General features: G+C 72.7%; 23 protein-coding genes and 1 pseudogene. 8 read left to right on the forward strand and 16 right to left on the reverse strand.

From position 1 onward, the window contains the following. Window position 1: 1 nt before the first annotated feature. The 3 genes from JHE00_RS00735 to JHE00_RS00745 are packed head-to-tail and all read right to left on the reverse strand — an operon-like array spanning window position 2 to window position 2772. The gene (locus JHE00_RS00735; protein ID WP_200313689.1) at window positions 2-493 is read right to left on the reverse strand and encodes a MarR family winged helix-turn-helix transcriptional regulator; all 492 of its coding nucleotides are present in this window, start codon (window positions 491-493) and stop codon (window positions 2-4) included. Window positions 494-535: 42 nt separating this feature from the next. Then, the gene (locus JHE00_RS00740; RefSeq protein WP_307831760.1) at window positions 536-1435 is read right to left on the reverse strand and encodes a universal stress protein; all 900 of its coding nucleotides are present in this window, start codon (window positions 1433-1435) and stop codon (window positions 536-538) included. Further along, complete coding sequence (locus JHE00_RS00745; RefSeq protein WP_200313691.1) at window positions 1432-2772, reverse strand: wax ester/triacylglycerol synthase domain-containing protein; 1341 nt, start codon at window positions 2770-2772, stop codon at window positions 1432-1434. Before JHE00_RS00745 ends, JHE00_RS00740 begins: the two co-directional genes overlap by 4 nt. Before the next feature lie 226 nt (window positions 2773-2998). On the opposite strand from JHE00_RS00745, the gene JHE00_RS00750 reads away from it, so the two are divergent. Next, the gene (locus JHE00_RS00750) at window positions 2999-3751 is read left to right on the forward strand and encodes a hypothetical protein (RefSeq protein WP_200313693.1); all 753 of its coding nucleotides are present in this window, start codon (window positions 2999-3001) and stop codon (window positions 3749-3751) included. Between the two features lie 88 nt (window positions 3752-3839). Then, window positions 3840-5582 (forward strand): GAF domain-containing sensor histidine kinase, encoded by a 1743-nt coding sequence (locus tag JHE00_RS00755; protein WP_200313695.1) that lies wholly within the window; start codon window positions 3840-3842, stop codon window positions 5580-5582. Window positions 5583-5596: 14 nt separating this feature from the next. Here the strand turns inward: JHE00_RS00755 and JHE00_RS00760 are convergent, their stop codons facing one another. After that, window positions 5597-6256, reverse strand: coding sequence for a response regulator transcription factor (locus tag JHE00_RS00760; RefSeq protein WP_307831761.1), 660 nt, complete (start codon window positions 6254-6256; stop codon window positions 5597-5599). A 136-nt stretch (window positions 6257-6392) separates the two neighbouring features. Between JHE00_RS00760 and JHE00_RS00765 the strand changes: the two genes are divergently transcribed. Next, window positions 6393-7418 carry an Acg family FMN-binding oxidoreductase gene (locus JHE00_RS00765; RefSeq protein WP_200313699.1) on the forward strand — a complete coding sequence of 342 codons (1026 nt, stop codon included), beginning with the start codon at window positions 6393-6395 and terminating at the stop codon, window positions 7416-7418. Here JHE00_RS00765 and JHE00_RS00770 read toward each other — a convergent pair. The 6 genes from JHE00_RS00770 to JHE00_RS00795 all read right to left on the reverse strand — a co-directional run bounded on the left by JHE00_RS00770 (window position 7400) and on the right by JHE00_RS00795 (window position 13981). Beyond that, window positions 7400-8047, reverse strand: coding sequence for a response regulator (locus tag JHE00_RS00770; protein WP_200313701.1), 648 nt, complete (start codon window positions 8045-8047; stop codon window positions 7400-7402). The genes JHE00_RS00765 and JHE00_RS00770 overlap by 19 nt on opposite strands. A gap of 246 nt (window positions 8048-8293) precedes the next feature. Further along, window positions 8294-8683: a pyridoxamine 5'-phosphate oxidase family protein gene (locus JHE00_RS00775; protein ID WP_200313703.1), complete on the reverse strand. Its 390-nt coding sequence runs from the start codon at window positions 8681-8683 to the stop codon at window positions 8294-8296. A gap of 92 nt (window positions 8684-8775) precedes the next feature. Continuing rightward, on the reverse strand, window positions 8776-10065 hold the full coding sequence (gene ispH / locus JHE00_RS00780; RefSeq protein WP_307831762.1) for a 4-hydroxy-3-methylbut-2-enyl diphosphate reductase: 1290 nt from the start codon (window positions 10063-10065) through the stop codon (window positions 8776-8778). Window positions 10066-10113: 48 nt separating this feature from the next. Next, window positions 10114-11145: a family 2 encapsulin nanocompartment cargo protein polyprenyl transferase gene (locus JHE00_RS00785; protein ID WP_200313705.1), complete on the reverse strand. Its 1032-nt coding sequence runs from the start codon at window positions 11143-11145 to the stop codon at window positions 10114-10116. A gap of 3 nt (window positions 11146-11148) precedes the next feature. Next, a complete protein-coding gene (locus JHE00_RS00790; RefSeq protein WP_307831763.1) occupies window positions 11149-12534 on the reverse strand; it encodes a family 2B encapsulin nanocompartment shell protein in 1386 nt (461 codons plus the stop codon). A 37-nt stretch (window positions 12535-12571) separates the two neighbouring features. Further along, window positions 12572-13981, reverse strand: a complete 1410-nt coding sequence (locus JHE00_RS00795; RefSeq protein ID WP_200313707.1) for a family 2B encapsulin nanocompartment shell protein — start codon at window positions 13979-13981, stop codon at window positions 12572-12574. Window positions 13982-14510: 529 nt separating this feature from the next. Here JHE00_RS00795 and JHE00_RS00800 point away from each other — a divergent pair. Beyond that, window positions 14511-15281 (forward strand): bestrophin-like domain, encoded by a 771-nt coding sequence (locus tag JHE00_RS00800; protein WP_200313709.1) that lies wholly within the window; start codon window positions 14511-14513, stop codon window positions 15279-15281. A 4-nt stretch (window positions 15282-15285) separates the two neighbouring features. Then, window positions 15286-16440, forward strand: a complete 1155-nt coding sequence (locus JHE00_RS00805; RefSeq protein WP_200313711.1) for a DUF6923 family protein — start codon at window positions 15286-15288, stop codon at window positions 16438-16440. Window positions 16441-16450: 10 nt separating this feature from the next. On the opposite strand, the gene JHE00_RS00810 is transcribed toward JHE00_RS00805, so the two are convergent. Next, window positions 16451-16990 (reverse strand): MarR family winged helix-turn-helix transcriptional regulator, encoded by a 540-nt coding sequence (locus JHE00_RS00810; protein ID WP_200313713.1) that lies wholly within the window; start codon window positions 16988-16990, stop codon window positions 16451-16453. Between the two features lie 90 nt (window positions 16991-17080). On the opposite strand from JHE00_RS00810, the gene JHE00_RS00815 reads away from it, so the two are divergent. Both JHE00_RS00815 and JHE00_RS00820 read left to right on the forward strand, forming a co-directional pair. Then, complete coding sequence (locus tag JHE00_RS00815) at window positions 17081-18043, forward strand: MBL fold metallo-hydrolase (RefSeq protein WP_200313715.1); 963 nt, start codon at window positions 17081-17083, stop codon at window positions 18041-18043. 4 nt (window positions 18044-18047) lie between these two features. Then, window positions 18048-19648: pseudogene (locus tag JHE00_RS00820) on the forward strand (FAD-dependent monooxygenase). Here JHE00_RS00820 and dprE2 read toward each other — a convergent pair. The 3 genes from dprE2 to JHE00_RS00835 form a co-directional block, all read right to left on the reverse strand. After that, window positions 19602-20345, reverse strand: a complete 744-nt coding sequence (dprE2, locus tag JHE00_RS00825; RefSeq protein WP_200313718.1) for a decaprenylphospho-beta-D-erythro-pentofuranosid-2-ulose 2-reductase — start codon at window positions 20343-20345, stop codon at window positions 19602-19604. The pseudogene JHE00_RS00820 and the gene dprE2 overlap by 47 nt on opposite strands. A gap of 13 nt (window positions 20346-20358) precedes the next feature. Beyond that, complete coding sequence (locus tag JHE00_RS00830) at window positions 20359-20784, reverse strand: hypothetical protein (protein WP_200313721.1); 426 nt, start codon at window positions 20782-20784, stop codon at window positions 20359-20361. A 73-nt stretch (window positions 20785-20857) separates the two neighbouring features. Then, entirely contained in the window at window positions 20858-21670 is an 813-nt protein-coding gene (locus JHE00_RS00835) for a class I SAM-dependent methyltransferase (RefSeq protein ID WP_200313723.1), read from the reverse strand. Between the two features lie 35 nt (window positions 21671-21705). Here JHE00_RS00835 and JHE00_RS00840 point away from each other — a divergent pair, with 35 nt between their 5' ends. Next, complete coding sequence (locus JHE00_RS00840) at window positions 21706-22413, forward strand: MBL fold metallo-hydrolase (RefSeq protein ID WP_200313725.1); 708 nt, start codon at window positions 21706-21708, stop codon at window positions 22411-22413. 23 nt (window positions 22414-22436) lie between these two features. Here JHE00_RS00840 and JHE00_RS00845 read toward each other — a convergent pair whose 3' ends face one another. Both JHE00_RS00845 and JHE00_RS00850 read right to left on the reverse strand, forming a co-directional pair. Next, window positions 22437-22823, reverse strand: coding sequence for a TIGR03618 family F420-dependent PPOX class oxidoreductase (locus JHE00_RS00845; RefSeq protein WP_200313726.1), 387 nt, complete (start codon window positions 22821-22823; stop codon window positions 22437-22439). 8 nt (window positions 22824-22831) lie between these two features. Continuing rightward, on the reverse strand, window positions 22832-24028 hold the full coding sequence (locus JHE00_RS00850; protein ID WP_200313728.1) for an ROK family transcriptional regulator: 1197 nt from the start codon (window positions 24026-24028) through the stop codon (window positions 22832-22834). Window positions 24029-24068: the final 40 nt, after the last annotated feature.

Consider the following 24068-nt stretch of genomic DNA (forward strand, 5'->3'; position numbering starts at 1 on the left):
GCTAGGCGATCGCCGATTTCCCCGTGACGGCCAGGAGAACCTGCTTCGACATCGCACCGAGCCGATCGAGGTCGTCGGTGCCGATCACGTCGAGGACCAGCCGGCGTACGGCCTCGACGTGTCCCGGCGCGGTCGCCCGGAGTTTGGCGGCGCCGTCGTCGGTGAGGGTCGCGATCGTGAACCGTCCGTCGTCGGGGCAGGGCCGCCGCTCCACCCAGCCCGCTCGTTCCAGCCTGGCCACCGCGTGGGAGAGCCGGGAGAGCGATCCGTTGGCCAAGGTCGCCAGCGCGCTCATCCGGAGCGTTCGCTCGGGGGCGTCACTGAGACCGGCCAGGACGAGATACCCGAACAGCGTCAGGTCGGCGTCGCGCTGGAGTTGCGCGTCGAGCGCGCCCGGCAGGACCAGGAGCATGCCGCTGAACGCCATCCAGGTGTCGAGTTCGTCCGCGTTCAGCCAGCGGGGTTCGGAGGCGGGGTCGTCATCGAGGTCCATGCCTCGCAACCTAGCGACAACCGGAGCGGCGGTGTGTTCGGCTCAGGCGGACTGGGCCGGCAGCGGCCTGGCGATCATCACCGGGCACTCGGCGTTGTGGACCAGTGCCTGGCTGGTCGAGCCGAGCAGCATGCCGCGGAACCCGCCGCGGCCCCTGCTGCCGACCACCACGAGCTGCGCCCTGCGGCTCCAGTCCAGCAGCTCGTGCCGGGGGCGGTCCTTGGCCAGCACCCGCCGCACGTGCACGTCCGGGTAGCGCTCGCGCCAGCCGGCGAGCCGCTCGGCGAGCCTGCGCTCCTCGGTGTCGCGCACCGGTTCCCAGTCGAAGTGCCTGCGCGCCTCGCTGAACACCGCCGTGTCCGCGTCGCTCCACGTGTGCACGGCCACCAGTTCGACATCGCGGAAGCACGCCTCGTCGAACGCGTAGCCGATGGCGCGCTCGCTGAGCGGGCTGCCGTCGATGCCCACCACCACGGGACGCGGGTCGCCGCGTTCGGGAACCTGCGTCGCGTCGCCGCGCACGGCGACCACCGGGCAGTGCGCGTGCGTGACCAGCGCGAGTGTCGTCGACCCGATGAGCAGGCCGTAGAGACCGCTGTGCCCGGAGGAGCCCAGCACGATCATGCGCGCCGCCCGCGACGTGTGGATCAGCGACGGGATCGGCGGGTCCGGCTCGAACACGGTGTGGATCTCCACCCCGCTGGTCTCGGCGGCGACCTCGCGGGCCGCGTGCAGGAACTCCCACCGCTGCAGGCGCAGGTCCTCGGTGAAGCGCGCGGGCGGCGGCACGCTCTCGCCGGTGTAGAGGTCGGGATAGCCCGCCGCATGCACCAGGTGCAGCGGAACGCGGTGCTGGGCGGCGGTGTCGGCGGCCCACCGCACGGCCCGCAGCGCCGCCGGCGATCCGTCGACACCCGCGATGATCGGCCCGGCGTCGTTCACCCGCGCTCCCTTCCCTCTCCGTTCTCCAGTACCGCCAGTTCGGCGCGCAGCGCGTCCATCAGCACCGGCAGGTCGTCGACCTGCTCGGGGTCGGTGACCGCCGTGACCGTCAGCGTGCCGCCGTAGGACAGTGCCACGAAGGACACGGTCATGTTGCCCTTGACCGTGGAGATCGGGATGACGTCCCGGATCGGCGCCTCGAGGAACGACAGCCGCGTCACCGGCCCGCGCAGGTACGTGATCGACGTCGACAGCACTGTCTGGTGGTCGACGAACCACTGCAGCAGCCGCAGCCTGGCCAGCAGCCGGAACACCGGGCTCACCAGCATGCCTGACGCGCCCCTGGCCTTGCCCACTCGGTGGCGGGTCAGCCAGGAGGTGGTCGCCAGGCGGTCGAGTGTCTCGCCGGCGGCGGGCAGGTCGATCGGCACCGAGAACGCGTGGTTGCCCAGATGGGCTCCCGCGTCCCGACCGCGTGTGGACACCGGCATCGACACCACGAGGTCGTTCACGCGCTCGCCGCGTGCGCGCAGCAGCCGGTGCAGGGCGCCGGTCGAGGCGGTGAGCACCGCGTCGTTGAGCATCCCGCCGTGCGCCCGCGCGGTGGCGCGGACGGCCTTCTGGTCGGCGCGCGCGACGGCGAACCGCCTGCGGGGCCCGGTCGGCCGGTTCAGCGACGAGCGCGGCGCCGCCGACCGCTCCCGCAGCCGTAGCTCGCGCAGCCCGCCCACGATCCTGCCCGGCAGGTGCCGCAGCGCGCGCACCGCGTCGGCGCGGTCCCGGACCATGTCGGTGAACAGCTGGGCCCTGCCCGGGGCGCGGCGCGGGAACGCCGGGTCGTCGTCCACCGGCATGCCGTCGGCCATGCGGGCCAGCGCGGCGAGACCGCCGATGCCGTCGGTGAGCACGTGGTGCACCACGTACACGAGCGCCGCGTGGCCCCCCGCGAGTCCCGTCACGAAGGTGACCGCCCACAGCGGGCGATCCCGGGGCAGGCGTGCGGTGACGGCGTCGGTCGCGACGGCGAGCAGCGCGTCGTCGTCGCCCGGCCGCGCACAGACCACGTGCCGGAAGTGGTTCTCGATCGCGAAACCCGCGTCGTCGCTCCAGTACGGCCTTCCGAGCCCGATCGGCGCGTGCACCAGCCGCTGGCGGAACCGGCGAATGCCCCGCGCGCGCTCGGCCACGGTCTTGCGCACCGTGGTGGGGTCGAGCCCGGAGCCGCCGTCCAGCACCAGGATCCCGGCGATCTGCATGGGCGGAACGCCCAGGTCGGAGGCCAGCGTCATGAGGTCACCCGTCCCCATGCGCTCGACCGAAGCCGTGTTCGCGGTCATCGTCGCCCTTCGTGCACGATCTTCGACGCTCACTACGCACGGTACGTGTTTTCCGGGCCCGGGGCCCGATGGCACGCGCTGACGGGCGCACACCACACCATTGTGGACGGTCGGCCGGCTCGCTAGGGACCTTGTGCCCTGGTGGCCGGGGACGACTGCCGCTGCCCGTGCCCCCGCAGGTGCCCGATCCTGGGTCCGGTGACACCACAGCGGAAGGAGCGTGCCGATGACGTCGACGACCCTGCTCGCCCGCCCCGCACCACACGCGTGGTCGGGACAGGAGCGTGGCGTGCTGGTCCGCGCCGCGATGCACTCCTTTCCGTGCGGGGTCGGCAGTCCGTGGACGCTGCAGGTGCGCGGTCACCGGGCGGAGCTGTCCGAACGGTTCGGCGCGTCGAGCTGGACGCATGACGGCGTCGGCCGGGACCGGGTGATCGCGTGCGGCGCCGCACTGGCGGGCGTGGTCGTGGCCGCCAGGATGCTGGGCTGGCTGACCGAGACGGAGTTGCTCGGTGATCCGGCGAGGCCCGAGCTGGTGGCCGGGGTGGCGGCTACAGGGCGGCACCGGCCGACGAGTGCCGACGTCCGCCGGTTCCAGGCCATCTTCGACCGCGGCGAGCCCGGTGTGCCGGTCGATCCGGCCGAGCTGTCCGAGGAGGTGCTGGCCGAGGTGCTGCGCACGGGCACGATGGCCGGTGTGCGGCTGGTGCCGCTGTCGGCGGGGGCGACGGGGCAGCGCAAGCAGACGCTGGAGGCGGGACTGCTCGTCGTCACGACTTCCGACGGGAGAAGGGATCAGCTGCTCGCGGGGACGGCGATGCAGGAGGCCTCGCTCGCGGCGCGGACTCTCGGCCTCACCGTGGCCCCCAGCATCAGCCCGTTCCAGTTCCGCGAGTTCCGCCAGCGCGTGGTGCGTGCCTGCCGCCTCGGTGGGAGCCCGCAGCTGCTGCTGCGGCTCGGACGCGACGGCGGTGCTTGAGCGGGACGGTTCCTCGGCATAACGTAGTCGCTGCGTTCGATGTCAATGGTGGCGAGAAGCAGGGGGCCATTGCGCGATCGGAGGCGACATGCCCAGAGACCCGACGCCGTCCGAAGACCACGGCCGCAAACCCGAGGCGAGTGCGCTCGCGGGGCTGCGGCTGGACGAGTTGCTGCACGAGGTACAGGAACGCCTCGCCGAGATCGTCAAGACCCGCGACCGGTTGCAGGGTCTGCTTGACGCCGTGCTCGCCGTCGCGACCGGACTGGAGCTGGACTCCACCCTGCAGCGCATCGTGCAGGCTGCGGTGGACCTGGTCGACGCGCAGTACGGTGCGCTCGGTGTGCTGTCCGACGACGGCGGCCTCTCCGAGTTCGTCTACGTGGGCATCGACGAGCCGACCAGAGCCGAGATGGGGCATCTGCCCGAGGGCAGGGGACTGCTCGGGGTGCTCATCGACGACCCGCGCCCGGTGCGGGTCGCCGACCTGTCGAAACACCAGGCGTCCGTGGGCTTTCCCCGCAACCATCCGCCGATGCACAGCTTCCTCGGTGTGCCCGTCCGGGTGCGGGACAAGGTGTTCGGCAACCTCTACCTGACCGAGAAGCGCGACGGTGCCGAGTTCACCGCCGACGACGAGGTGGTGCTGCAGGCGCTCGCCGCGGCGGCCGGGGTCGCCGTGGACAACGCGCGGCTGTTCGAGAAGTCCCGGATGCGGGAGCGCTGGCTGGGCGCGGTGGCCGAGATCAACGGCGAGCTGCTGGGCGGTGCGTCGGTGGACGCCACGCTGGCGCTGGTGGTGCGGCGCGTGCGCGAACTGGCAGGCGCGGAGGACGCGTTCCTGCTGCTGCCAGGTGACGAGTCCCTCGACGTCGTGTCGGTCAGCGTGGTGTCCGGGCAACGCGCCCAGGAACTCGCCGGACTGGCGGTGGACACCAGCGGTGACTCGACGATCGCCCGGATCCTGCGCGAGGGCGATCCGCGCATCCTCACCGACCTGTCGTCAGCGCTGACGGAACCGAGGGTCGCCTCGAGCGGGTTCGGTCCCGCCGTGGCCGTTCCGCTGAGCAGCGCGGCCGGGGCCGGTGGCCTGCTGCTGGTCGCGCGGTCCAAGGGCGCGTCCGCGTTCGTCGCCGAACAGCTGCCGATGCTGGCGTCGCTGGCCGACCAGGCCGCCGTGGCGCTGGAGTTCGCCGACAAACTGCGGAACCAGCGCCTGCTCGACCTGCTCGCCGACCGCGACCGCATCGCCCAGGATCTGCACGACCACGTGATCCAGCGGCTGTTCGCCACGGGCATGAGCCTGCAGGGCACGCTGCGCCGCATCGGCGACGAGTACGCGCGCGGCCGGGTGCAGCACTCGGTGGAACAGCTCGACCGCACGGTCCGCGAGATCCGCACCTCGATCTTCGACCTGCACACCACCGTCGCGGACAAGCCGACGAGCCTGCGGCGCAGGCTGCTCGACGTGGCGGCCGACCTCACGGCCGACTCGGTGGTCTCGCCGTCGATGCGCATCTCCGGCGCGGTCGACACCTTCGTGCCGCCGCAGGTCGGCGAGCACGCGGAGGCGGTGCTGCGCGAGGCGCTGAGCAACGCGCTGCGCCACTCCGGCGGGGACGACGTGTCCGTGGCCGTGGATGCCAACTCCGAGGAGCTGAGCATCGAGGTCCTCGACAACGGCGTCGGCATCCCGCCCGGCGGCAAGCGCAGCGGACTCGACAACCTGGAGCAGCGGGCCCGGCAGTGCGGCGGCTCCGCGGTCATCAGTGGCCGTGGGGGTGGCCGGGAGAGCGGCACCAAGGTGCTGTGGCGGGCGCCGCTGCGCTGAACCTGGCCGCTGCGTTACTCCACCTTCGGCTTCGGGCCCCCCGAACGGCGCAGCTCGGTCGCGAGCACCGCGGCCTGCGTCCTTCGCTGCATCCCGAGCTTGCCGAGCAGGCGGGACACGTAGTTCTTGACGGTCTTCTCGGCGAGGAAGAGCCGTTCGGCGATCTCGCGGTTGGTGAGTCCCTCGCCGATGAGGTCGAACACCGCGCGTTCCTGCTCCGACAACGCCGCCACCGGGTCGGCCTCGACGCGCTCGCGGCGGATCCGGTTCATCAGCGCCGCGGTGGTGCGGCTGTCCAGCAGCGAGCCGCCCGAGCCGACGGTGCGCACGGCGGAGACCAGGTCCGAGCCGAGCACCTGCTTGAGCACGAATCCGGAGGCGCCGGCCATGATGGCGTTGAACAGCGCCTCGTCGTCGGCGTAGGACGTCAGCATCAGACAGCGCAGGCCGGGCACGCGCGACAGCAGGTCCCGGCACAGCTCCACCCCGTTGCCGTCGGGCAGCCGCACGTCCAGCACGGCCACCCCGGCGCCGGAGGAGGGGATCCGGGTGAGGGCCTCGCTCACCGAGGCGGCCTCACCGACGATCTCCATGTCGGACTCGTCGTCGAGGAGGTCGGCCAAGCCGCGGCGCACGATCTCGTGGTCGTCGACGAGGAAGACTCGAATGGACACCCTCATCACGATAGCGCTCCTGGTGGCCCCGTACATCGGGCCGAATGGGGCCTTGTCCAGGCTGAGGGCCGGAAGACCCTAGGGGAGAGGACTTCCGGATGGTGCTGACGGGGCGTGAGTGCGCGATTCTCCAAGCATGGGAACCACGGCGTACGAGTGGTCTGCCGGCGAGATCGACGTCCTCGCCCGAGCGGTCGTTCACGCGCCGTCGGTGCACAACATCCAGCCCTGGGCGCTGGAACTGCCCGACGGTGAGGCGCTGCTGTTCGAGCGCGGCGACCTCGCCGTGCCCTACCACGACCCGCACGGGCGGGATCGCGCCATTTCGTGCGGTGGCGCGATCACCCATCTCCAGCTGGGGATGCGGGTGCTCGGCTGGGCCACCCGGGTCGAGCTGCTGCCCGACCCGGCGCGGCCCGAGCTGATCGCCCGCGTGGCGGTGACCGGCGCGCGGGTGCCCAGTGACAAGGACCTGCACCGCTACTCGGCGATCGCACGCAGGCGCAGTTACCGCCACGCGTTCACCGGCCAGTCTGTCTCCGACTACGACCTCGACGACCTCGTCGCGGCCTCGCCGCTGGCGGGGGTGCGGGCCCGGCCGTTGCGCGGGGCGGAGGAGCTGGCCGCGCTCGCCGACGTCCTGGAGTACGCGGGGGCCGCGCTGCGCCATGACGAGGGCTACCAGCGTGAGCTGGCGATGTGGACGTTCCACGAGGACGAGCTGGGGCTCGGGTTCGGCGCCGGGATCGCGAGCGCGACGCTGGCCGCGTCCACGCTGCCGTGGGCCGGTCTGGTGCGCCCCGGTACCGCGTTGCCGGACCGGGAGACGCTGGCGCGGCGCCTGAGCAGGGAGACGGTGCTCGTGTTCCTGACCCCCGACGACACCCGTGCCGACCACCTGCGCACGGGGATCGCGATGGAGCACACGTGGCTCGCCGCGGTGGACATGGGCCTCGCCGCGGCCGTGCAGACCCAGCCCTTCCAGCTGTCCGAGGCCCGGTCGGCGCTCATCGACGACCTGTGCCTGCCCGGCCACCCGCAGCTGCTGATGCGTGTGGGCCACCCGGCGGAGCCGGTGCCGCAGAGCCCGCGTCGCCGGGTGCGCGAGGTGCTGGAGCGCCGGCACGGTGGTGCGGCGGCGGTTCAGCGGCCGAACGGCTGACGGCGTTTGGTCGCGAACACGGCGGCCTCCGTGCGGCGTTCGAAGCCGAGTTTGTGCAGCAGCGACGACACGTAGTTCTTGACCGTCTTCTCGGCCAGCACGAGCTGTTCGGCGATCTGGCGGTTGGTGAGTCCTTTCGCGACCAGATCGAGCACTCTGCGTTCCTGCGGGGAGAGCGTGGCGTAGCGGGGATCGGGCTGCTGCTCGCCGCGCAGGCGGTTCAGCACCGACTCGGTCAGGTGCGCGTCGAGCAGTGAGCCGCCGCTCGCGACCGTGCGCACCGCCGACACCACCGCCGTGCCGGAGACCTGTTTGAGCAGATATCCCGACGCGCCCGCCATCACGGCGCCGAACAGCGCGTCGTCGTCGGAGAACGACGTCAGCATCAGGCACGCGGGAGGCACCTCGATCGAGGTGCGGATGTCGCGGCACACGGTCACGCCCTCGCCGTCGGGCAGCCGCACGTCGAGGATCGCCACGTCCGGCAGCACCTCCGGGATGCGGGCGAGCGCCTCGGCGGCGGTTCCCGCCTCGCCCGTGACGTGGATGTCGCCCTCGGCCTCCAGCACCGTGCGCAGTCCGGCGCGCACCACCTCGTGGTCGTCGAGCAGGAACACCGAGATCGTCATGGCTCATTCTCCTGACCGCGCGACAGGCGCGCCGTCCGTTCCAGCTTGGTACCGGGGCCTGGCCCGGGCAACACCGTGTTCGCTCCGGTGGGCCGCACGGGCGCGCACCGCGGTGAGCGGGTGGTGGATAACTGGTGTTCTTCACGACGCCCCCAACTCGGCCGGCGCTGTCGTGCTCGAGAAGAGTCTATGCGCGTGGTGTGCCCACCCGGAACCGCGAAAACCGTTGGCAGAGCGGCATCCGCGTCACACCCGGCGCCCCGAGATCCGCTCCAGCGGGATGCGCAGGTACCGGTCTCCGGGGCTGGGCTGCCACGACAGCTCGGGCAGCCCGGTGGTGAGGTCCTCCTCGCGTGGCTCGCCCGCCCGGCCGACCACGGTGACGAACCAGCCGCCGCTGAGATCGGGGGCGAACAGCTCGGCCTCGAACGCGATCACGGTGCCGCGTGCGGCCGCGTACAGCGCGCTGCCGCCGGGCACGGCGCAGAACACCGCTCCGTCCCTGAGCACGAACCGCACCGGTTGCACGGCAGGCAACCCGTGGTGGGTGAATACCACCCGGCCCAGGTCGGCCACGGTGAGCAACGCGACGCATTCGTCGCGGTGGAGTACCTCGAGACCGAACGAGTCGAGCATCACGCGCAGCCCCCGTGGTCGAAGATCCAGATCCACGGTGAGGGCAGGACGCCGTGGGCGGTAGGGCCGTTGGACCCGGCAGTTGCGGTGCCTCACCTGCCCGTGACCGAGGGCGGGAGCGCGAAGTGGACGGTCTCGGTGGTGAGCTCGCGTTCGGCGACGGTCACGGGGCCGAGCCCGCCGAGGGCGGTGAGCACGTCGTCCACGAGCTTCGGCGGCGCCGAGGCACCGGCCGTCACGCCCACGACGCCCGCACCGGCGAGCCAGGATGGCTCGACGTCGCCCGCGTCGTCGATCAGGTGCGCCCGCGTGCCGTGCCGCTGTGCCAGCTCGACGAGCCGGGCCGAGTTGGACGAGTTCGCCGAGCCCACCACGAGCACCAGATCGGACTCGCGGGCGATGGCGGCGAGCGCGCGCTGACGGTTGGTGGTGGCGTAACAGATGTCGTCGGAGACGGGGCCTCGCAGCGCGGGGAAGCGGGCCCGCAGCGCGTCGACGACCTCGGCGGTCTCGTCCACCGCGAGCGTGGTCTGCGTCAGGTACGACACGCGCTGCGGGTCGGGCACCTCGAGCCGGGTGGCCTCCTCGGCGTTCTGCACGAGCACGGTGCGCGACGGTGCCTCGCCGAGCGTGCCCTCCACCTCCTCGTGCCCGTCGTGCCCGACGAGCACCACCGTGTCGCCGCGCGCTGCGAAGCGCCGGGCCTCCGCGTGCACCTTCGTCACGAGCGGGCACGTCGCGTCGATGACGTCGAGGCGCCTGCGCGCGGCCTCGGCGCGCACCGCGGGGGACACGCCGTGCGCGGAGAACACCACCGTCGCCCCGTCCGGCACGCCGTCGAGCTCGTCCACGAACACCGCGCCGCGCCGCTCCAGGCCGTGCACGACATGACGGTTGTGGACGATCTGCTTGCGCACGTACACCGGTGCTCCCCGGTCGGCGAGCACACGCTCCACGATCTCGATCGCCCGTTCCACCCCGGCGCAGAACGAGCGGGGCGCGGCGAGCAGAACGGTGCGAGGGCCCGCGGCCGCCAGGCACGCCGCCATCGCCGCGCCCGCCGCCGACACCACCTCGGCGGGCACCCCGTTCTCACGGGTGGCTGCCAGGCCGAGCCCCGCGTGCCGCCCGTCCCGCGCGGGCAGAAGGGCGCACAGGATCAGCTCGTGGTCGCGGTGGCGGGACGTGTGGTCCAGCCACATCCGGTCGCGCACCGCCGGCACGCCGCGCCTGCGCAGCTCACCGGCCAGCAGCACAGAGGCGGGGCACGGCACCGGTGGACCTCCGGGGGTGAGCAGCTCGTCGGCCACGAGCACCTCGTCGGCGCCCGGCCCGCCGGGCCGGTTCGCCGCCATGATGCTCTGCGCTGCGGTGAAGGGCATCGGTTCGCGCTCCTCGGTGTCGTCGGCGCTGTCGTTCGCGGTGCGGTGTCAGTGGTCGCGCTGGGTGACGAGCCGGGCGAGCGCGCCCAGCTCGGCCGTGGCTCTCGGCACGACCCCGGCGGTGGTGAGGTCGCGCCACGCCTGGTCCAGCAGCGCGTCGGCCCGCGCCTGGCACCAGCCGCGCCCGCCGGCGGCGGCGATCAGCTCCGCCGCCCGCACCAGGTCGTCGCCCTCGATCGGGTCGGAGCCGGCGTAGAGCCGCGCCAGCTCGCCGCCCGCCGCCGTGCCGGAGGTCAGCGCGGCCACCACGGGCAGGGACTTCTTGCGGTTGCGCAGGTCCGAGTACGCGGGCTTGCCGGTGACGGCCTCCGTGCCCCAGATGCCCAGCAGGTCGTCGACGATCTGGAACGCCAGGCCCAGCCGCTGCCCGAAGCGGCCCACCAGCGACACCTGCTCGGCCGGGGCGCCGCCCGCGAGCGCACCGAGCGCGCAGGCGCAGCCCAGTAACGCGCCCGTCTTCTGCTCGGCCATGCGCGCGCACTCCGGCAGTGTGACGTCGGTGCGGTCCTCGAAGTCGAGGTCGGCGTGCTGGCCGGCCATCAGGTCCTGCACGGCCGCCCCCAGCGTCCGCGCGGCTTCGCTGCCCGCACCACCCGCGACCAGCACCTCGTAGGCCAGCGCCAGCAGTGAGTTTCCGGCCAGGACCGCCGGGCTGGCCCCGAAGACGCTCCACGCGGTGGCCCGGTGCCTGCGCGTGACGTCGCCGTCCATCACGTCGTCGTGCAGCAGCGAGAAGTTGTGCACCAGCTCCACGGCGACCGCAGAGGGCAGCGCGCGGCCCGCCCTGCCGCCGACGGCCTCGGCCGCCAGCAGCACCAGCGCGGGCCGCAGCGCCTTGCCAGCCGGTGCGGACGCCTCGGTGCCGTGCTCGTCCCACCAGCCGAGGTGGTAGCCGCCGAGATGCCGCATCGGGGGCGGCAGCGTGTTCACCGCGTCCCGCAATTCGGGGTCCACAGTGGACCTAGTGTCGGTCAGGATCTCCGTGGTGGTGCGGATGTGCACCGCCGTCGGGGTGGCCATGGCTCACCGTCCGATCTCGACGTGCTCGAGCACGCCCAGCGCGTCGGGGACCAGTACGGCGGCGGAGTAGTAGGCGCTGACGAGGTAGGACAGGATCGCCCTGTCGTCGATGCCGGTGAAGCGCACCGACAGCCCCGGCCGGTACTCGTCCGGGATTCCGGTCTGCCGCAGCCCGATCACGCCCTGGTCGTCGGCGCCGGTGCGCATCGCGATGATCGAGCTGGTGCCGGTGCGCGAGACGGGGATCTTGTCGCACGGAAGGAGCGGGACGCCGCGCCACGCGGCGACGGCCGTGCCCTCGATCGCCGCCGGTTCCGGGTAGACGCCGCGCCGGGTGCACTCCCGCCCGAACGCGGCGATCGCGCGCGGGTGGGCGAGCAGGTAGCGGGTCTTGCGGCGCCTGCTGATCAGCTCGTCCAGGTCGTCCGGCGTGGGCGGGCCGGTGCGGGTGTGAATGCGCTGGCGCAGGTCGGCGTTGTGCAGCAGGCCGAAGTCCGGGTTGGTGACCAGGTCGGCCTCCTGGCGCTCGCGCAGTGCCTCGATGGTGAGCCGCAGCTGCTGGTCGAGCTGGTTCATCGGCTGGTTGTAGAGGTCGGTGACGCGGCTGTGGACGCGCAGCACGGTCTGGGCCACGGCGAGCTCGTACTCGCGCGGGACGGTCTCGTAGTCGGCGAACGTACCCGGCAGCGCGATCTCGCCCTCGTGCCCGGAAGCCAGCTCGATCGAGGCCTCGCCCTGCTTGTTGTGCGCGGGCGGCTCCTGCTCGCGCACCGTGTCGAGGTGGGCCCGCAGCGCCGGAGCCGCGTCGGCGACCTCGGCCACCGCCTGTCGCGACAGCGCCAGCACGGTGCACGGCGTGACGGCCTTGACGGTGACGTCCCAGACGGCCGCCGGATCCGCGAGCGAGCGCTCGCCGACGACCTGGCCGTCGGCGAGCACGTCGAGCACGGTCTCGCCGCCGTACTCGCCGGTGCCGATGGTGCTGACCTTGCCGTGCGCGAGCACCAGCACCTCGCCGGTCTCGCGACCGGCCTCGGCGAGCACGTCGCCCCGCTGGTACTCGCGCTGGTCGAACCGGTTCGCGAGCGCGGCGAGCACCGCCTCGTCGGCGACCCCGCGCAGGGCGGGCAGCTCACGCAGCTCGGCCGCGATCACCGAGACCTCGGAGCCGGTGTTGACACACGTGAGCAGGCCGTCGCCGAGGGTGTAGGTGAGCCGCCGGTTGACCCGGTAGGCGCCGCCGGTGGCCTCCTCCCACGGCAGCACGCGCAGCAGCCAGCGCGGCGAGATGCCCTGCATCTGCGGCACGGACTTGGTGGTGGTGGCCAGGTTGCGCGCCGCGCGTGGCGCGAGGCTCTGGCGCGGGGCGGCCTCGTCGGTGATGGTCACCGGAGCTCCTCCTCGGGGTCGGTGGTGTGGCGGCTGGTCAGCTCTCCCGGCCGAACTCTGCGCCTTCGAGCACGCCGAGCGCGTCCGGCACGAGCACTGCGGCCGAGTAGTAGGCCGTGACGAGGTAGGACGTGACGGCCCGGTCGTCGACGCCCATGAAGCGCACGGACAAGCCGGGCCGGTACTCGTCGGGCAGCCCGGTCTGGTGCAGGCCGACCACTCCCTGGTTCTCCTCGCCGGCACGCACCAGCAGGATCGAGCTGGTGCGGGTGCGGCTCACCGGGATCTTGTTGCACGGGAAGATCGGCACGCCCCGCCACGCGGGCACGCTGTTGCCTGAGACGTCCACACTGGACGGATAGAGCCCCCGGCGGCTGCACTCCCTGCCGAACGCGGCGATCGCGCGCGGGTGGGCCAGGAAGAACGTGGGTTCCTTCCACACCAGGGCGAGCAGGTCGTCGAGGTCGTCGGGCGTCGGCGGTCCCGAGCGGGTCGGCCTGCGCATCGCGGGGTCGGCGTTGTGCAGCAGTCCGAAGCCGCGGTTGTTGACGACCTCGTTCTCCTGGCGCTCGCGCAGTGCCTCGATGGTGAGCCGCAGCTGCTGGTCGAGCTGGTTCATCGGCTGGTTGTAGAGGTCGGTGACGCGGGTGTGCACGCGCAGCACCGTCTGGGCGACACTCAGCTCGTACTCGCGCGGACGGAGCTCGTAGTCCACGAAGGTGCCCGCGAGGGCCACCTCGCCCTCGTGCCCCGAGGTCACCTCCACCGACGCCTCGCCGTGCTCGTTGGCCGCCGCGACGACGCCGTCCCGCACGCTCTCGACGTGGCCGCGCAGCTCGGGGGAGCGCTCCAGCAGCTCCTCGAACGCGGCCCGTGGCAGTGCCAGCGCCGTGCATGCCGTCACCGCCTTGGCCGTGAACTCCCACAGCGCGTCCGGCTCGGTCAGGCACTCCTCGCCGAAGTACTCGCCGCCGGCGAGCACGTCGAGCACCACATGGTCGCCGTACTCGCCAGGTCCGATCCGGTTCACCTTGCCGTGCGCGATCAGCACCACCTCGTCGGCGCTCGCGCCGAACTCGGCGATCACGTCGCCGGCCGCGTACTCGCGCTGCTCGAACCTGTCCGCCAGCGCGTCCAGCACGGCGCTGTCGGGACACTCCCGGAGCACGGCGAACTCCCGCAGCTCCGGAGTGACCACGCGCAGATCGCCCGCCGTGCCCGTGAAGGTCACGCGCCGGTTGCCGACCACGCACGTGAGCCGCCGGTTGACGCGGTACACCCCACCCGCGGCCTGCACCCAGGGCAGCAGGCGCAGCAGCCAGCGCGAGGAGATGCTCTGCATCTGCGGCTCGGTCTTGGTCGTGGTCGCCAGGTTGCGTGCCGCGGCCGTGCCGAGGCTGAGCTGGGCGTCCTGCTCGGCCCCGGGGCCGGGTTCTGTCACCGTCACAATTCACACCACCATTTCTGTGCGCAGTGAGGAAGGTTTCGTAATTGGGATTTCGCAACCGGCGTGAATGTCGAATCGAATGCCGATGGAAAAGACACTATCAGCGGGCGTCGCGGACCGTACAGTCGCCCGAAGGTGCAGTTACGAAACGCCCCGGATGAATCAACGGAAAAGATCGAAAATGCTCCCTCCGTTCGAGGGCTTGCGGTGCTGTGCTGAGTAGAGCCGCACCCCGGGTGGCGGCGTGTCGTCGCGCCGGATGCCAGATGGCTGGGCCGAGCGGGCGAGTTCCGATCGACGATCGGTGAGCGCGCTGGGCCGGGCGGGTCGCGCTCGGGGGTCTGTCAGGGCTTGTCACGCCGGGTGAGTGCACGTGCGGCACTGCGCTGTTCGGGTCCTCCCGTGCCCGGCTCGTCGCCGATTCGGCGGCTGTCGACTATTACCTACCGAGTTATTCCGGTTCGTTCTTGTGCTCCCGGGGTCCGGTAATTAGCCTTCGGATATCGCTTTCCGTTGAGGAAGGAAATCCGTGTTCAATGTGTACATCGCCGGTTTGCTGTGGGTCGCCGGTGCCGTCGCGCTCGGCGCGGGAATCGCATTTCTGGTGCGCCGGATCGGGCTGGACGAGGGCCGTCCCGACAACAACGAGGCGGCCGGGCAGGTGTTCACCATCGTCGGCGGGCTGCAGGCGGTGCTGGTGTCGTTCGTGCTGATCTCGCTGTTCGACGGCGTCACGCAGGCCGGTGAGGGCGCGAGCACGGAGTCGCACTCCCTGGTCGCGATGGCGTGGGCGGCGGACGCGCTGCCCGAGCCCGCGCGCTCCGAGGTGCTCGGGCTGGCCAGGGACTACACGGACACCGTGATCGAGCGGGAATGGCCGCAGTTGCAACGCGAACAGGAGGTGGACGGTCCCGGATGGACACAGCTCGACGAACTGCGGGCCGCGATCGCGGGAGCGCGCATCGACACCGGCGACGAATGGGAGGCGGGACGCAAGGCCGAGGCACAGACCCAGCTGGTGGCCGTGTACGAGGAGCGCGAGGCCAGGGTGGCCGAGTCCACCGACCGTGGGCTCGGGCCCGTGGTGTGGTTCGTACTCGGGCTCGGCAGCTTCATCACGGTGGTGCTGTCCAACCTCTTCGGCGGCACGAAGCTGATGACGCACATGATCCTCGTGACCACACTCGCGGGCATGATCATGCTGCTGCTGTTCGCGATCTACCAGCTGCAGAACCCGTTCGGCGAGGACGCGAAGCTGGGGCCGGAGGCGTTCGAGCTGGCCCGCGAGCGGCTGGGCTGACGGCGTGTCGAGCCGCTTGCCGCTCGGGCTCGCGGTGCTGGTCCTGCTGGGCGGGAGTGCGCCGCCGCTCGCGGGAGCCGGGCCCGATCCGGAGCCGTGGTGCCCGAGCCTGCGCGTGGAGAACCGGTGGACTGGCGGGCCCTCGCGGCTGAGCCGGGTCGACCTGCCCGGTGGTGAGGTGACGCCCCTTCGCGTGCTCGAGTACTCCGTCAACGCGATCGGCTACGCACGCGAGCAGGAGCTGGTCTACGGCGTGGCGGGGCGGCACGTGGTGGTGTTCGACCGGGTCGGCAGGCTCACCGTCGCCGGGCGGGCTCCGGTGGAGCAGTGGGGTGGCCTCGTCGCGCCCAGGGCCGCAACGGTCGTCGGAAACCGTTGGTACGTAGCAAAGAACCACACTCTGTACACAGTGGACGTCGATCGGGGTAGTCCGGGATTCCTGCGCGTGACCGGCGAGGTGCGGCTGTCCTCCCGAGCGGCGGGCGAGCTGGACGATCTCGACGCCGACCCGCGCACGGGACTGCTCTACGGCGTCGGACCCGGCTATCCGCGCAGTGTGGTGGTGCGCGTCGATCCCCGCACCGGAGCCACTGCGGTGGTGGACACGCCCGCACTGCCGCCGGGCACGTCGTGGGGTGCGGTCTCGTTCGGTCCCGACGGCGCGCTGTACGCACTGGCCAGCCTGGCGGGCGGGCGCGCCAGGCTCTACCGGATCCCGCTCACCGACGCCGGTCCGGTCGCCGAGGTGTCGTCGGGTCCTGCCCTGCGCGCCTCCGACGCCACGGGCTGTCTCCTGATCCCGGAGCCGGCCCCACCGCCTTCACCGCCCCCGCCGACCACTCCGCCGTCTCCGACCCCGACTCCGACTCGGACTCCGACGCCAGGCCCGAGCCGCACGCCGACACCCACCCCGACTCCCACGATGAGTCCGGCGCCGTCGGTGTCGCGGCCGCCGCCCGCGACACCACCCGAGACCCCGGAGCCGCCGCCCCCGGCTCCGGCGCCGCCTCCGGCGGGGGCCGCACCTCCTCCGCCCCCGCCGGAGGACACGGCGACCGACCTGCTCACGCCGACAGAGGAGAAACGCCGGTGGGCACTGACGATGCTGCTCATCGCGTTCGGTGCGGGAGCCGCCGCGCGCGGGCTGCGCCGCCGCTGAGCGCCGCGGCTCAGAACCGGCGCTTGGCCTCCGAGGCGGCGGCACCGGTCATGAGCTTCTGGAGCAGGCCGATGAGCGTCGTGCGTTCCTCGTGGCTCAGCGACTCGGCCCAGGCCTGCTCGCGTTCGTTGTGCGCCTGGTAGTCCTGGGTGATCGTGTCGTGGCCCGCCTCGGTGAGCTCCAGCAGCACGGCCCTGCGGTCGTGTTCGGCCTGCCGCCGCTCCACGAGCCCGCCCTTCTCGAGGGTGTTGACGAGTGCGGACACGGCCGCGCGGCTCATCCCGGAGAGCTGCGCGGCGCGTTTGGACTCCAGCGGGCCCGCCAGCCACAGCACGAACAGCACGCGGAAACCCGGCCAGCTCAGCCCGCGTGGCCGGTGCACGGCCGACTCGAGGTCGTAGACGAGCGCGCTCGTGAGCCGGTGCAGCGTGAGCACGAGTCGCATCGCCTCGGGATCCACGGCGCCCAGCTCGCGGGTCGTCTTCGCCACCGCGAAGTCCACGAACGACAGGAAGTCGAGCTCCTCGGCGCTTGCCGGGTTGGCGGTCATGGCGTTCAGGCTAGGCCCTTGCCGCGTCGTCGCGATCGGCGCTACGCTCGCCGACGAGCCGATAGTCAAAGCTTTGATCAAGGAGGCTCCGTGTCCCGGAAGGCATTCGCGTCGTCGGCGGACCTGGGGGAGAAGGAGCAGACTCTCGAGGTACTGGCCGACGGCGTGTACGCGCTCACGGCCGAGGGCGACCCCAATGTCGGAGCGATCGAGGGCGAGGACTTCCTCGTGTGCTTCGAGGCGCTCGCCACCCCCGTCGCCGCGAGGGACTGGCTCGCGACGCTGCGCGAGCACACCGGCAAACCCGTTCGCTATCTCGTGCTGTCGCACTACCACGCCGTGCGCGTGCTGGGGGCCTCCGCGTTCGACGCCGACGTGATCGTCGCGCACGAGAACACCCGGGCGCTCGTGGCCGAGCGCGGTAAGCAGGACTGGGAGAGCGAGTTCGGCCGCATGCCCCGGCTCGCCAAGCAGGCCGACTCCGTGCCCGGGCTCACGTGGCCCACGCTGACGTTCTCCGACCGGCTGACCATCGACCTCGGCGGCGATCGCGGGGACCTGGTGCTGCAGTACTGCGGGCGCGGGCACACCGAGGGCGACATCGTGGCGTGGCTGCCGAGGCATCGGATCCTGTTCGCGGGTGACCTCGTGGAGGCCCAGGCCGCGCTCTACACCGGCGACGCGTTCCACCGCGAGTGGGCGGAGGGCACGCTCGACCGGGTGCGGGCCTTCGGCGCCGACGCGCTGGTGGGCGGACGTGGCGCGGTCAGCCGCGGCCGCGAGGCCGTGGAGGAGGCGATCGAGCAGACCCGGCACTTCCTGCGGGTGATGATCGACGAGGTCGGCGCCGTGCACGCCCGGGGTGGCACCCTCAAGGACGCGTTCGAGCGCACGCACGCCGCGCTGCGCGGCCGTTACGGGCGCTGGCCGATCTTCGAACACTGCCTGCCCTTCGACGTCTCGCGCCTGTGGGACGAGCTCTCCGGTATCGAGCGCCCCGTCATCTGGACCGCCGCCCGCGACCGCGAGGTCTGGGACCAGCTGCAGGGCTGAGGCGATGGACCCGGTCGCGGTCGTCGGGAACGGGCCGGTCGGTCAGACGGCGGCCCTGCTGCTGGCGCGGTGGGGAATCCCGGTGCTGCTGCTGGACCGCAGGGCGCGCCGTGACCGGGCGGGGTCACGGGCGATCTGCCAGCAACGCGACGTGCTGGACGTGTGGGAGACGGTGGGCGCGGGAGCGCGCATCGCCGCCGAGGGCGTCACGTGGACCACGGCGCGCACGTTCTACCGCGACGCGGAGCTATTCGCCTACACGCTGCCCGACCACGGCCGGTCCCGCTTCCCACCGTTCGTGAACCTCTCGCAGGCCCGCACCGAGCAGATCCTCGACGAGTGCGTCGCGGCGCAGCCGCTGATCGACGTGCGCTGGTCCCACGAGGTCACCGGGCTGGCGCAGGACGAGCGCGGCGTCGACGTGCGGTGCGGCGATGAGGCATTGCGGGCGTCCTACGTGCTGGCCTGTGCCGGGGCACGCGGTGACGCGATCAGAAGTCTGCTCGGCGTCTCGTTCGCCGGGACGTCCTTCGCCGACCGCTTTCTCATCTGCGACATCCGCACCGACCTGCCGGACTGGCGCACCGAGCGCCGGTTCTACTTCGATCCACAGTGGAATCCGGGCAGGCAGGTACTGATCCACCCGTGCCCCGGCTCGACGTTCCGCATCGACTGGCAGGTGCCCGGCGACTACGACCTCGGCGCCGAGGAGGCCGGCGGCGCCCTCGAACGCAGGATCAGAGCGATCATCGGTGAACGGGACTTCGACCTGGTCTCCGGTCGGTGTACCGGTTCCAGTCGCGGGTCGCCGACCGGCTGCGCCGGGGCCGGGTGCTGCTCGCGGGCGACTGCGCGCACCTGCTGTCGCCGTTCGGGGCGCGCGGGCTGAACTCGGGTGTCGCCGACGCGGAGAACGCCGCGTGGAAGCTGGCGTTCGTGCTGCGTGGGTGGGCGCCCGAGTCGCTGCTCGAGTCCTACCACGTTGAACGGCACGCGGCGGCGCTGGAGAACCTCGACGTCACCGGCGCCACCATGCGGTTCCTCGTGCCCGGCACCGACGCCGAGCACGTCCGCAGACGCGCGGTGCTCGACCGGGCGGTCACCGACCGGGCCGCCTGGTCCGACGTGGACTCCGGCCGGCTCTCGGAGCCGTTCTGGTACGTGGACTCTCCGCTGACCACCCCGTGTGCCGCCCGGCCGTTCGCGGGCAGGCCACCTCGCGGGACGCTGCCCCGGCCGGGGCCGGGCGTCCTCGTGCCTGACGCACCGGTCCGCGCCGCGGACGCGCGGCGGTTCCGCGAGCTGGTGAGCTCGGGTGTGCTGGTCCTGACCACCGCGGGTGTGGACACCGCCGCGGTGACGGCGGCCGCCACGGAGCCGTGCGCGCCCGTGCGGGTGCTCGATCTCGCCGCGCTCGACCACACCGGTGCGCTCGGCGAGGCGCTCGACGCCCGGCCCGGCGAGGTGTGGGTGGTGCGTCCCGACGCCCACGTCGCGGCCGTGCTCACCGACCCGGCCGGGGTCGCCCCGGCGCTGCGCCGAGCGCTCGGCACGCCGGTCAGCGCGGCAGACGACGCCAGATCGGGCGCGGGAGCAGGCGCATGACCGCGAAGGCGGCCCGCAGGATCCCGGGCACCCACACCACACCGCGGCCCTTGCGCAGGGCGGCGACCGTCGCGTCGGCGACCTGGTCCGGCGTCGACGAGAACGGCGCGGGCGACATGCCCTCGGTCATCCGCCCGACCACGAACCCCGGACGCACGAGCAGCAGCCGCACGCCGCTGCCGTGCAGTGCGTCGGCGAGCCCGGAGGCGAACCCGTCGAGCCCCGCCTTGGCCGAGCCGTACACGTAGTTGGCACGCCGCACCCGGATGCCGGCGACGGAGGAGAACACCACGAGCTCACCGCTGCCCTGACGGCGCAGCAGGTTCGCCACGTGGGTCAGCACGCTCACGTGCGCGGTGTAGTCGGTGTGCACGATCGCCAGCGCGTGCTCGGGGTCCTGCTCGGCGCGCGCCTGGTCGCCGAGGATGCCGAACGCCGTCACCACCGTGTCCACGGGTCCGTGCGCGGTCACGAGGTCACCGAGTACCTCGCCGTGCCGGGAGACGTCGTCGGCGTCGAACTCGACCCGGGTCACCGTCGTGGCGCCCGCGTCCCGCACCGCCTGCTCCTCGGCGTCGAGGTCTCCGCTGCGCCGCGCCGCGAGCACGACGTGGCGCGCGCCCCGTGTCGCGAGCCTCGTCGCCACCGCCAGGCCGATCTCACTGCGTCCGCCGAGGACGACAACCGTTCCGCTCATGCCGTGCAGTCTGCTAGACGGGTGTCGGGATGGTGCACAGGACTTGCGCGAACCCGCTGGCGTCCTTGTCCTTCGCCGTCACCCGCGACACCACGGCGCCGTCCACGCGGATCTCGCACGTCACCGCCCTGCCCTTCGGCTCGGCGCTGGCCGCCGCGACGGTGATGCCGAGGTGCCCGTTGCCGCCCGCGGGTTCGGTGAACGCGTGCTCGAAGGGCTCGCCGCGCAACGCCACCTGCGTTTTCGCGCCACCGCGCGCGACGCGCATGAGCGTGTCGTCGGGACCCGACACCATGATCCGGATCTCGTGCGGTTGCTGCGGGGCGCGCTTCGGCGGTGCCACTGCCTGACGCCGCTGTGGCGGCGCGAAGGCCGCGCTCGCCGAACCGGTCGCCAGCAGGGCGACCGCGATCAGGATGGCGAGTGCCGCGCGCACCACGGGCGCGCTCCCTTCGCTCGGGTTCGGGTGCAGGGATTGTCGCATCCGCCGCGGCGGATTCAGCCGTGCCCCGTCAAGGATTCCACGTCAGGGTGACGATGTCGTCGCCGGAGGACCCGAGATCCTGTTCGGCCGTCGCGTTCGCCTCGCGCAGTGCGTCCGCGACCTCGCCGGCGCGCGCCCTCGGCAGGCACAGCCGTCGCCGCGTGATGTCGGTGAGCGTGGCGAAGTCGGGGTGGCCGGACGACGCCGAACGCTCCCGCCGCCACCGCCGGATCCGCGGCTCGATGCCGAGTTCGCGCAGCACCGCGACGGCGTCCTCGGCGGTGGGCCCCTCGGGCCGCACCATGCCGTGGAAACGCAGCCACAGCGGGTTGAGCGAGGTGAGCGGGTGCACGTCGGCCAGTTCCACCACCACGAGCCTGCGCGCGTGGCCGGTGAGCGCGGTGACGAACGGGACGACGTCGGGCACGTTGTAGAGCACGTGGTGGCACACCACGACGTCGGCGGGCTCGACCTCGCCCGCGACGTCGGGCCACGTGCCCGCGACCCGCAGGGCGGGCACGCCGAGCGCGGCGGCCCGGTTGGCGAACTCGGCCAGCAACGTCTCGTCGCCGTCGACGGCGGTGATGTGCCTGGCGCGCGCCGCGAGCGGCAGGCTCGCGGCACCGGCGGCGGCGCCGACGTCGAGCACCGAGCCGGGCGGGTCGAGCGCCGACCACGCCGCGGGGAACGACTCGCCCTCCGGCTCCGCGACGAGCACGTCCGCGCGCCGCGAGAACACGTGCCGAGGCAGCACCCACGGCGAGTCCTCGGCGGCGTCCATAATGGGTTGGGGAATCCGCCAGGCCTCGAGCTGCTCTCGCCAGCGTCGCGTCGCGTCCATCGTGGGCGTCACTGTAAGCCGTCTACGATCGGCGCATGTCCGACCGCCTCTACTTCCGGCAGCTGCTCGCGGGCCACGACTTCGCCGTGGGCGACCCGATCGCCACCCAGATGCGCAATTTCTCCTACCTGATCGGCGACCGCGAGACCGGCGAGGCGGTGGTGGTCGACCCCGCGTACGCGGTCGACGACCTGCTCGCCACGCTCGCCGCCGATGACATGCGGCTCACCGGCGTGCTCGCCACCCACCACCATCCCGACCACGTCGGCGGAGACCTGATGGGCTTCTCGCTGCCGGGGCTGGCCGAGCTGCTCGCCCGCCAGCAGGTTCCGGTGCACGTCAGTGGCGCCGAGTCGGAGTGGGTGCGGCGCACCACCGGAGTCTCCGACACCGACCTGGTGACACACGACCACGACGACCTGCTCGAGGTGGGCGCCGTCGGCATCCGCCTGCTGCACACCCCCGGCCACACGCCGGGCAGCCAGTGCTTTCTCGTGGGCGACCGGCTCGTCGCGGGCGACACGCTGTTCCTCGAGGGCTGCGGGCGCACCGACTTCCCCGGCGGCGACAACGACGCCATGTTCCGCAGCCTGCAGCAGCTCGCGGGGCTCGCGGGCGACCCGGTGGTCTACCCGGGGCATTTCTACGCGGCCGCGCCGTCGGCGCCGTTGTCGGACGTGCGGCGCGAGAACTTCGTGTTCAGGGCCAGCTCCCTGGAGCAGTGGCGGGCGATGTTCGGCTGAGGTTCGGCCGGGCCTCCGGGGGCTCAGCGCAGGCCGAGCACCCGGTCGATCGCGATCTCGATGACCACCCGCTGCGGGTTGACGCGCGGCGGCCGCTGGTAGCGCACCTCGAAACGCTCCTCGGCGTCCCGCACCGACTCGGCGTCGTCGCGGACCACGGCCAGCCCCTCGAGCGTCGACCAGCGCCTGCCGTCGACCTGGGTGACCGCCGCGCGGGCACCCTCCTGCGCCGCCCTGCGGACGTTGCGCGCCTTCACGCTGCCGCGCGAGCACGTGACCCTGGCGATCTCCAGCGTCTCGTCCACGGTCACGCAGACGGGCACGACGTGCGGGCTGCCGTCCGCGCGCAGGGTGGTCAGGGTGCCCAGGTGGCGTTCCCGCCAGAAGTCGATGAGGTCGTCGCTCGGCATGCGCTCAGCTAAGCACGCCCGCTCGCGGCGATGAACGTGTCGGGGTCGGCGACGATCGTGCGCACGGCCGACGCGGCCGCACCGCGCACGGCGGCCTCGGTGCCCAGCGGCGAGCACAGGACGTCAATGGGCGACCACGGCGCGCCGAGCACGCGGCGCGTGAGCTCCTCCCGCAGCGGTTCGGCCAGCCACGGGTGCAGCCGGGCGTAGGTGCCGCCGAGCACCACGGCGGGCACGTCGAGGAGGTTGAGCACGCTCGACAGCGCCGTGCCGAGCGGGCGAGCCGCCGCACGCACCGCCGCGACGGCCTTGCGCTCGCCCGACTCCAGCGCGCCCAGCAGCGACGGAAGATCCGGTGCCGCGGCGCGCTCGAGGATCGCCTCCTGCGCCGCCAGCCGCTCCAGGCAGCCGCGCGCGCCGCACGAGCACTCCGGCCCGCGCGAGCTCACGGGGAAGTGCCCGAGTTCGCCGCCGAAGCCTCGGGTGCCGTCGTAGAGTTCGCCGCCGAGCACCAGGCCCGCGCCAATGCCGATCTCGCCGGAGACGTGCACGAAGTCGCGGACGCCGTCGTGTCCACCGGCCTGCAGTTCGGCGTACGCGGCGAGATTGGCCTCGTTGCCGACCAGCACCTCCACCGACTCGAGCCCGGCCCGCGCGCGCAGTTCGGCAGGCACGTCCACGTCCTGCCAGCCGAGGTTCGGCGCGCGGCGCAGCAGCCCGGTCGAGGCCTCCACGAGCCCGGGCACGGCCACCCCGGCGCCGCCCACCACGACGCCGCGCCGCGCCGCCTCGGCCAGCGCGGCCGCGACGGCCTTCGCCACGCGTCCGAGCACGCGGCCGGGGGACTGGGCGCGGTTGGCGGCGGGGGAGACCCGGGACCACCGGACCTGGCCGGTGAGGTCCACCAGGCACGTCGCCACGTGGTCGACGGCGATCTCGACGCCCAGCCCGTGCGGCCCGTCCGGATTCAGCGATAGCGAGGTGCCGCGCCGGCCGGGTCCGTCGCGGCGCTGCGGCCCCTCGTCTCGTACGAGCGAGGCCGCGGCGAGTCGATCGACGAGCGTGGAGACGGTGGCCTTGGTCAGCCCGGTGCTCGCGGCGACGCCGGCGCGGGACAGCCCGGATGACTCGGCGATGGCGCCGAGCACGAGGGCGCAGTTGTGCCTGCGGACGGTGTGCTGACCTGCGGGCCGGGGGTGGATCACCAGCCGATCATAATAGTTCAGCCGGTGAACGAAAGTCTTG

This window comes from Prauserella cavernicola, from assembly GCF_016595675.1.
GTDB classification, from domain to species: Bacteria; Actinomycetota; Actinomycetes; order Mycobacteriales; family Pseudonocardiaceae; genus Prauserella_A; species Prauserella_A cavernicola.

What these genes read in the sequence shown, in the direction of transcription:
- JHE00_RS00845 (WP_200313726.1), bottom strand. Translation starts at nt 22,823, where the DNA reads ATGCCGAGCGACGACCTCATCGACTTCTGGCGGGAACGCCACCTGGGC.
- ispH (WP_307831762.1), bottom strand. Translation starts at nt 10,065, where the DNA reads ATGCCCTTCACCGCAGCGCAGAGCATCATGGCGGCGAACCGGCCCGGC.
- JHE00_RS00810 (WP_200313713.1), bottom strand. Translation starts at nt 16,990, where the DNA reads ATGACCGCCAACCCGGCAAGCGCCGAGGAGCTCGACTTCCTGTCGTTC.
- JHE00_RS00750 (WP_200313693.1), top strand. Translation starts at nt 2,999, where the DNA reads ATGACGTCGACGACCCTGCTCGCCCGCCCCGCACCACACGCGTGGTCG.
- dprE2 (WP_200313718.1), bottom strand. Translation starts at nt 20,345, where the DNA reads ATGAGCGGAACGGTTGTCGTCCTCGGCGGACGCAGTGAGATCGGCCTG.
- JHE00_RS00835 (WP_200313723.1), bottom strand. Translation starts at nt 21,670, where the DNA reads ATGGACGCGACGCGACGCTGGCGAGAGCAGCTCGAGGCCTGGCGGATT.
- JHE00_RS00735 (WP_200313689.1), bottom strand. Translation starts at nt 493, where the DNA reads ATGGACCTCGATGACGACCCCGCCTCCGAACCCCGCTGGCTGAACGCG.
- JHE00_RS00770 (WP_200313701.1), bottom strand. Translation starts at nt 8,047, where the DNA reads ATGACGATCTCGGTGTTCCTGCTCGACGACCACGAGGTGGTGCGCGCC.
- JHE00_RS00785 (WP_200313705.1), bottom strand. Translation starts at nt 11,145, where the DNA reads ATGGCCACCCCGACGGCGGTGCACATCCGCACCACCACGGAGATCCTG.
- JHE00_RS00765 (WP_200313699.1), top strand. Translation starts at nt 6,393, where the DNA reads ATGGGAACCACGGCGTACGAGTGGTCTGCCGGCGAGATCGACGTCCTC.
- JHE00_RS00775 (WP_200313703.1), bottom strand. Translation starts at nt 8,683, where the DNA reads ATGCTCGACTCGTTCGGTCTCGAGGTACTCCACCGCGACGAATGCGTC.
- JHE00_RS00755 (WP_200313695.1), top strand. Translation starts at nt 3,840, where the DNA reads ATGCCCAGAGACCCGACGCCGTCCGAAGACCACGGCCGCAAACCCGAG.
- JHE00_RS00840 (WP_200313725.1), top strand. Translation starts at nt 21,706, where the DNA reads ATGTCCGACCGCCTCTACTTCCGGCAGCTGCTCGCGGGCCACGACTTC.
- JHE00_RS00745 (WP_200313691.1), bottom strand. Translation starts at nt 2,772, where the DNA reads ATGACCGCGAACACGGCTTCGGTCGAGCGCATGGGGACGGGTGACCTC.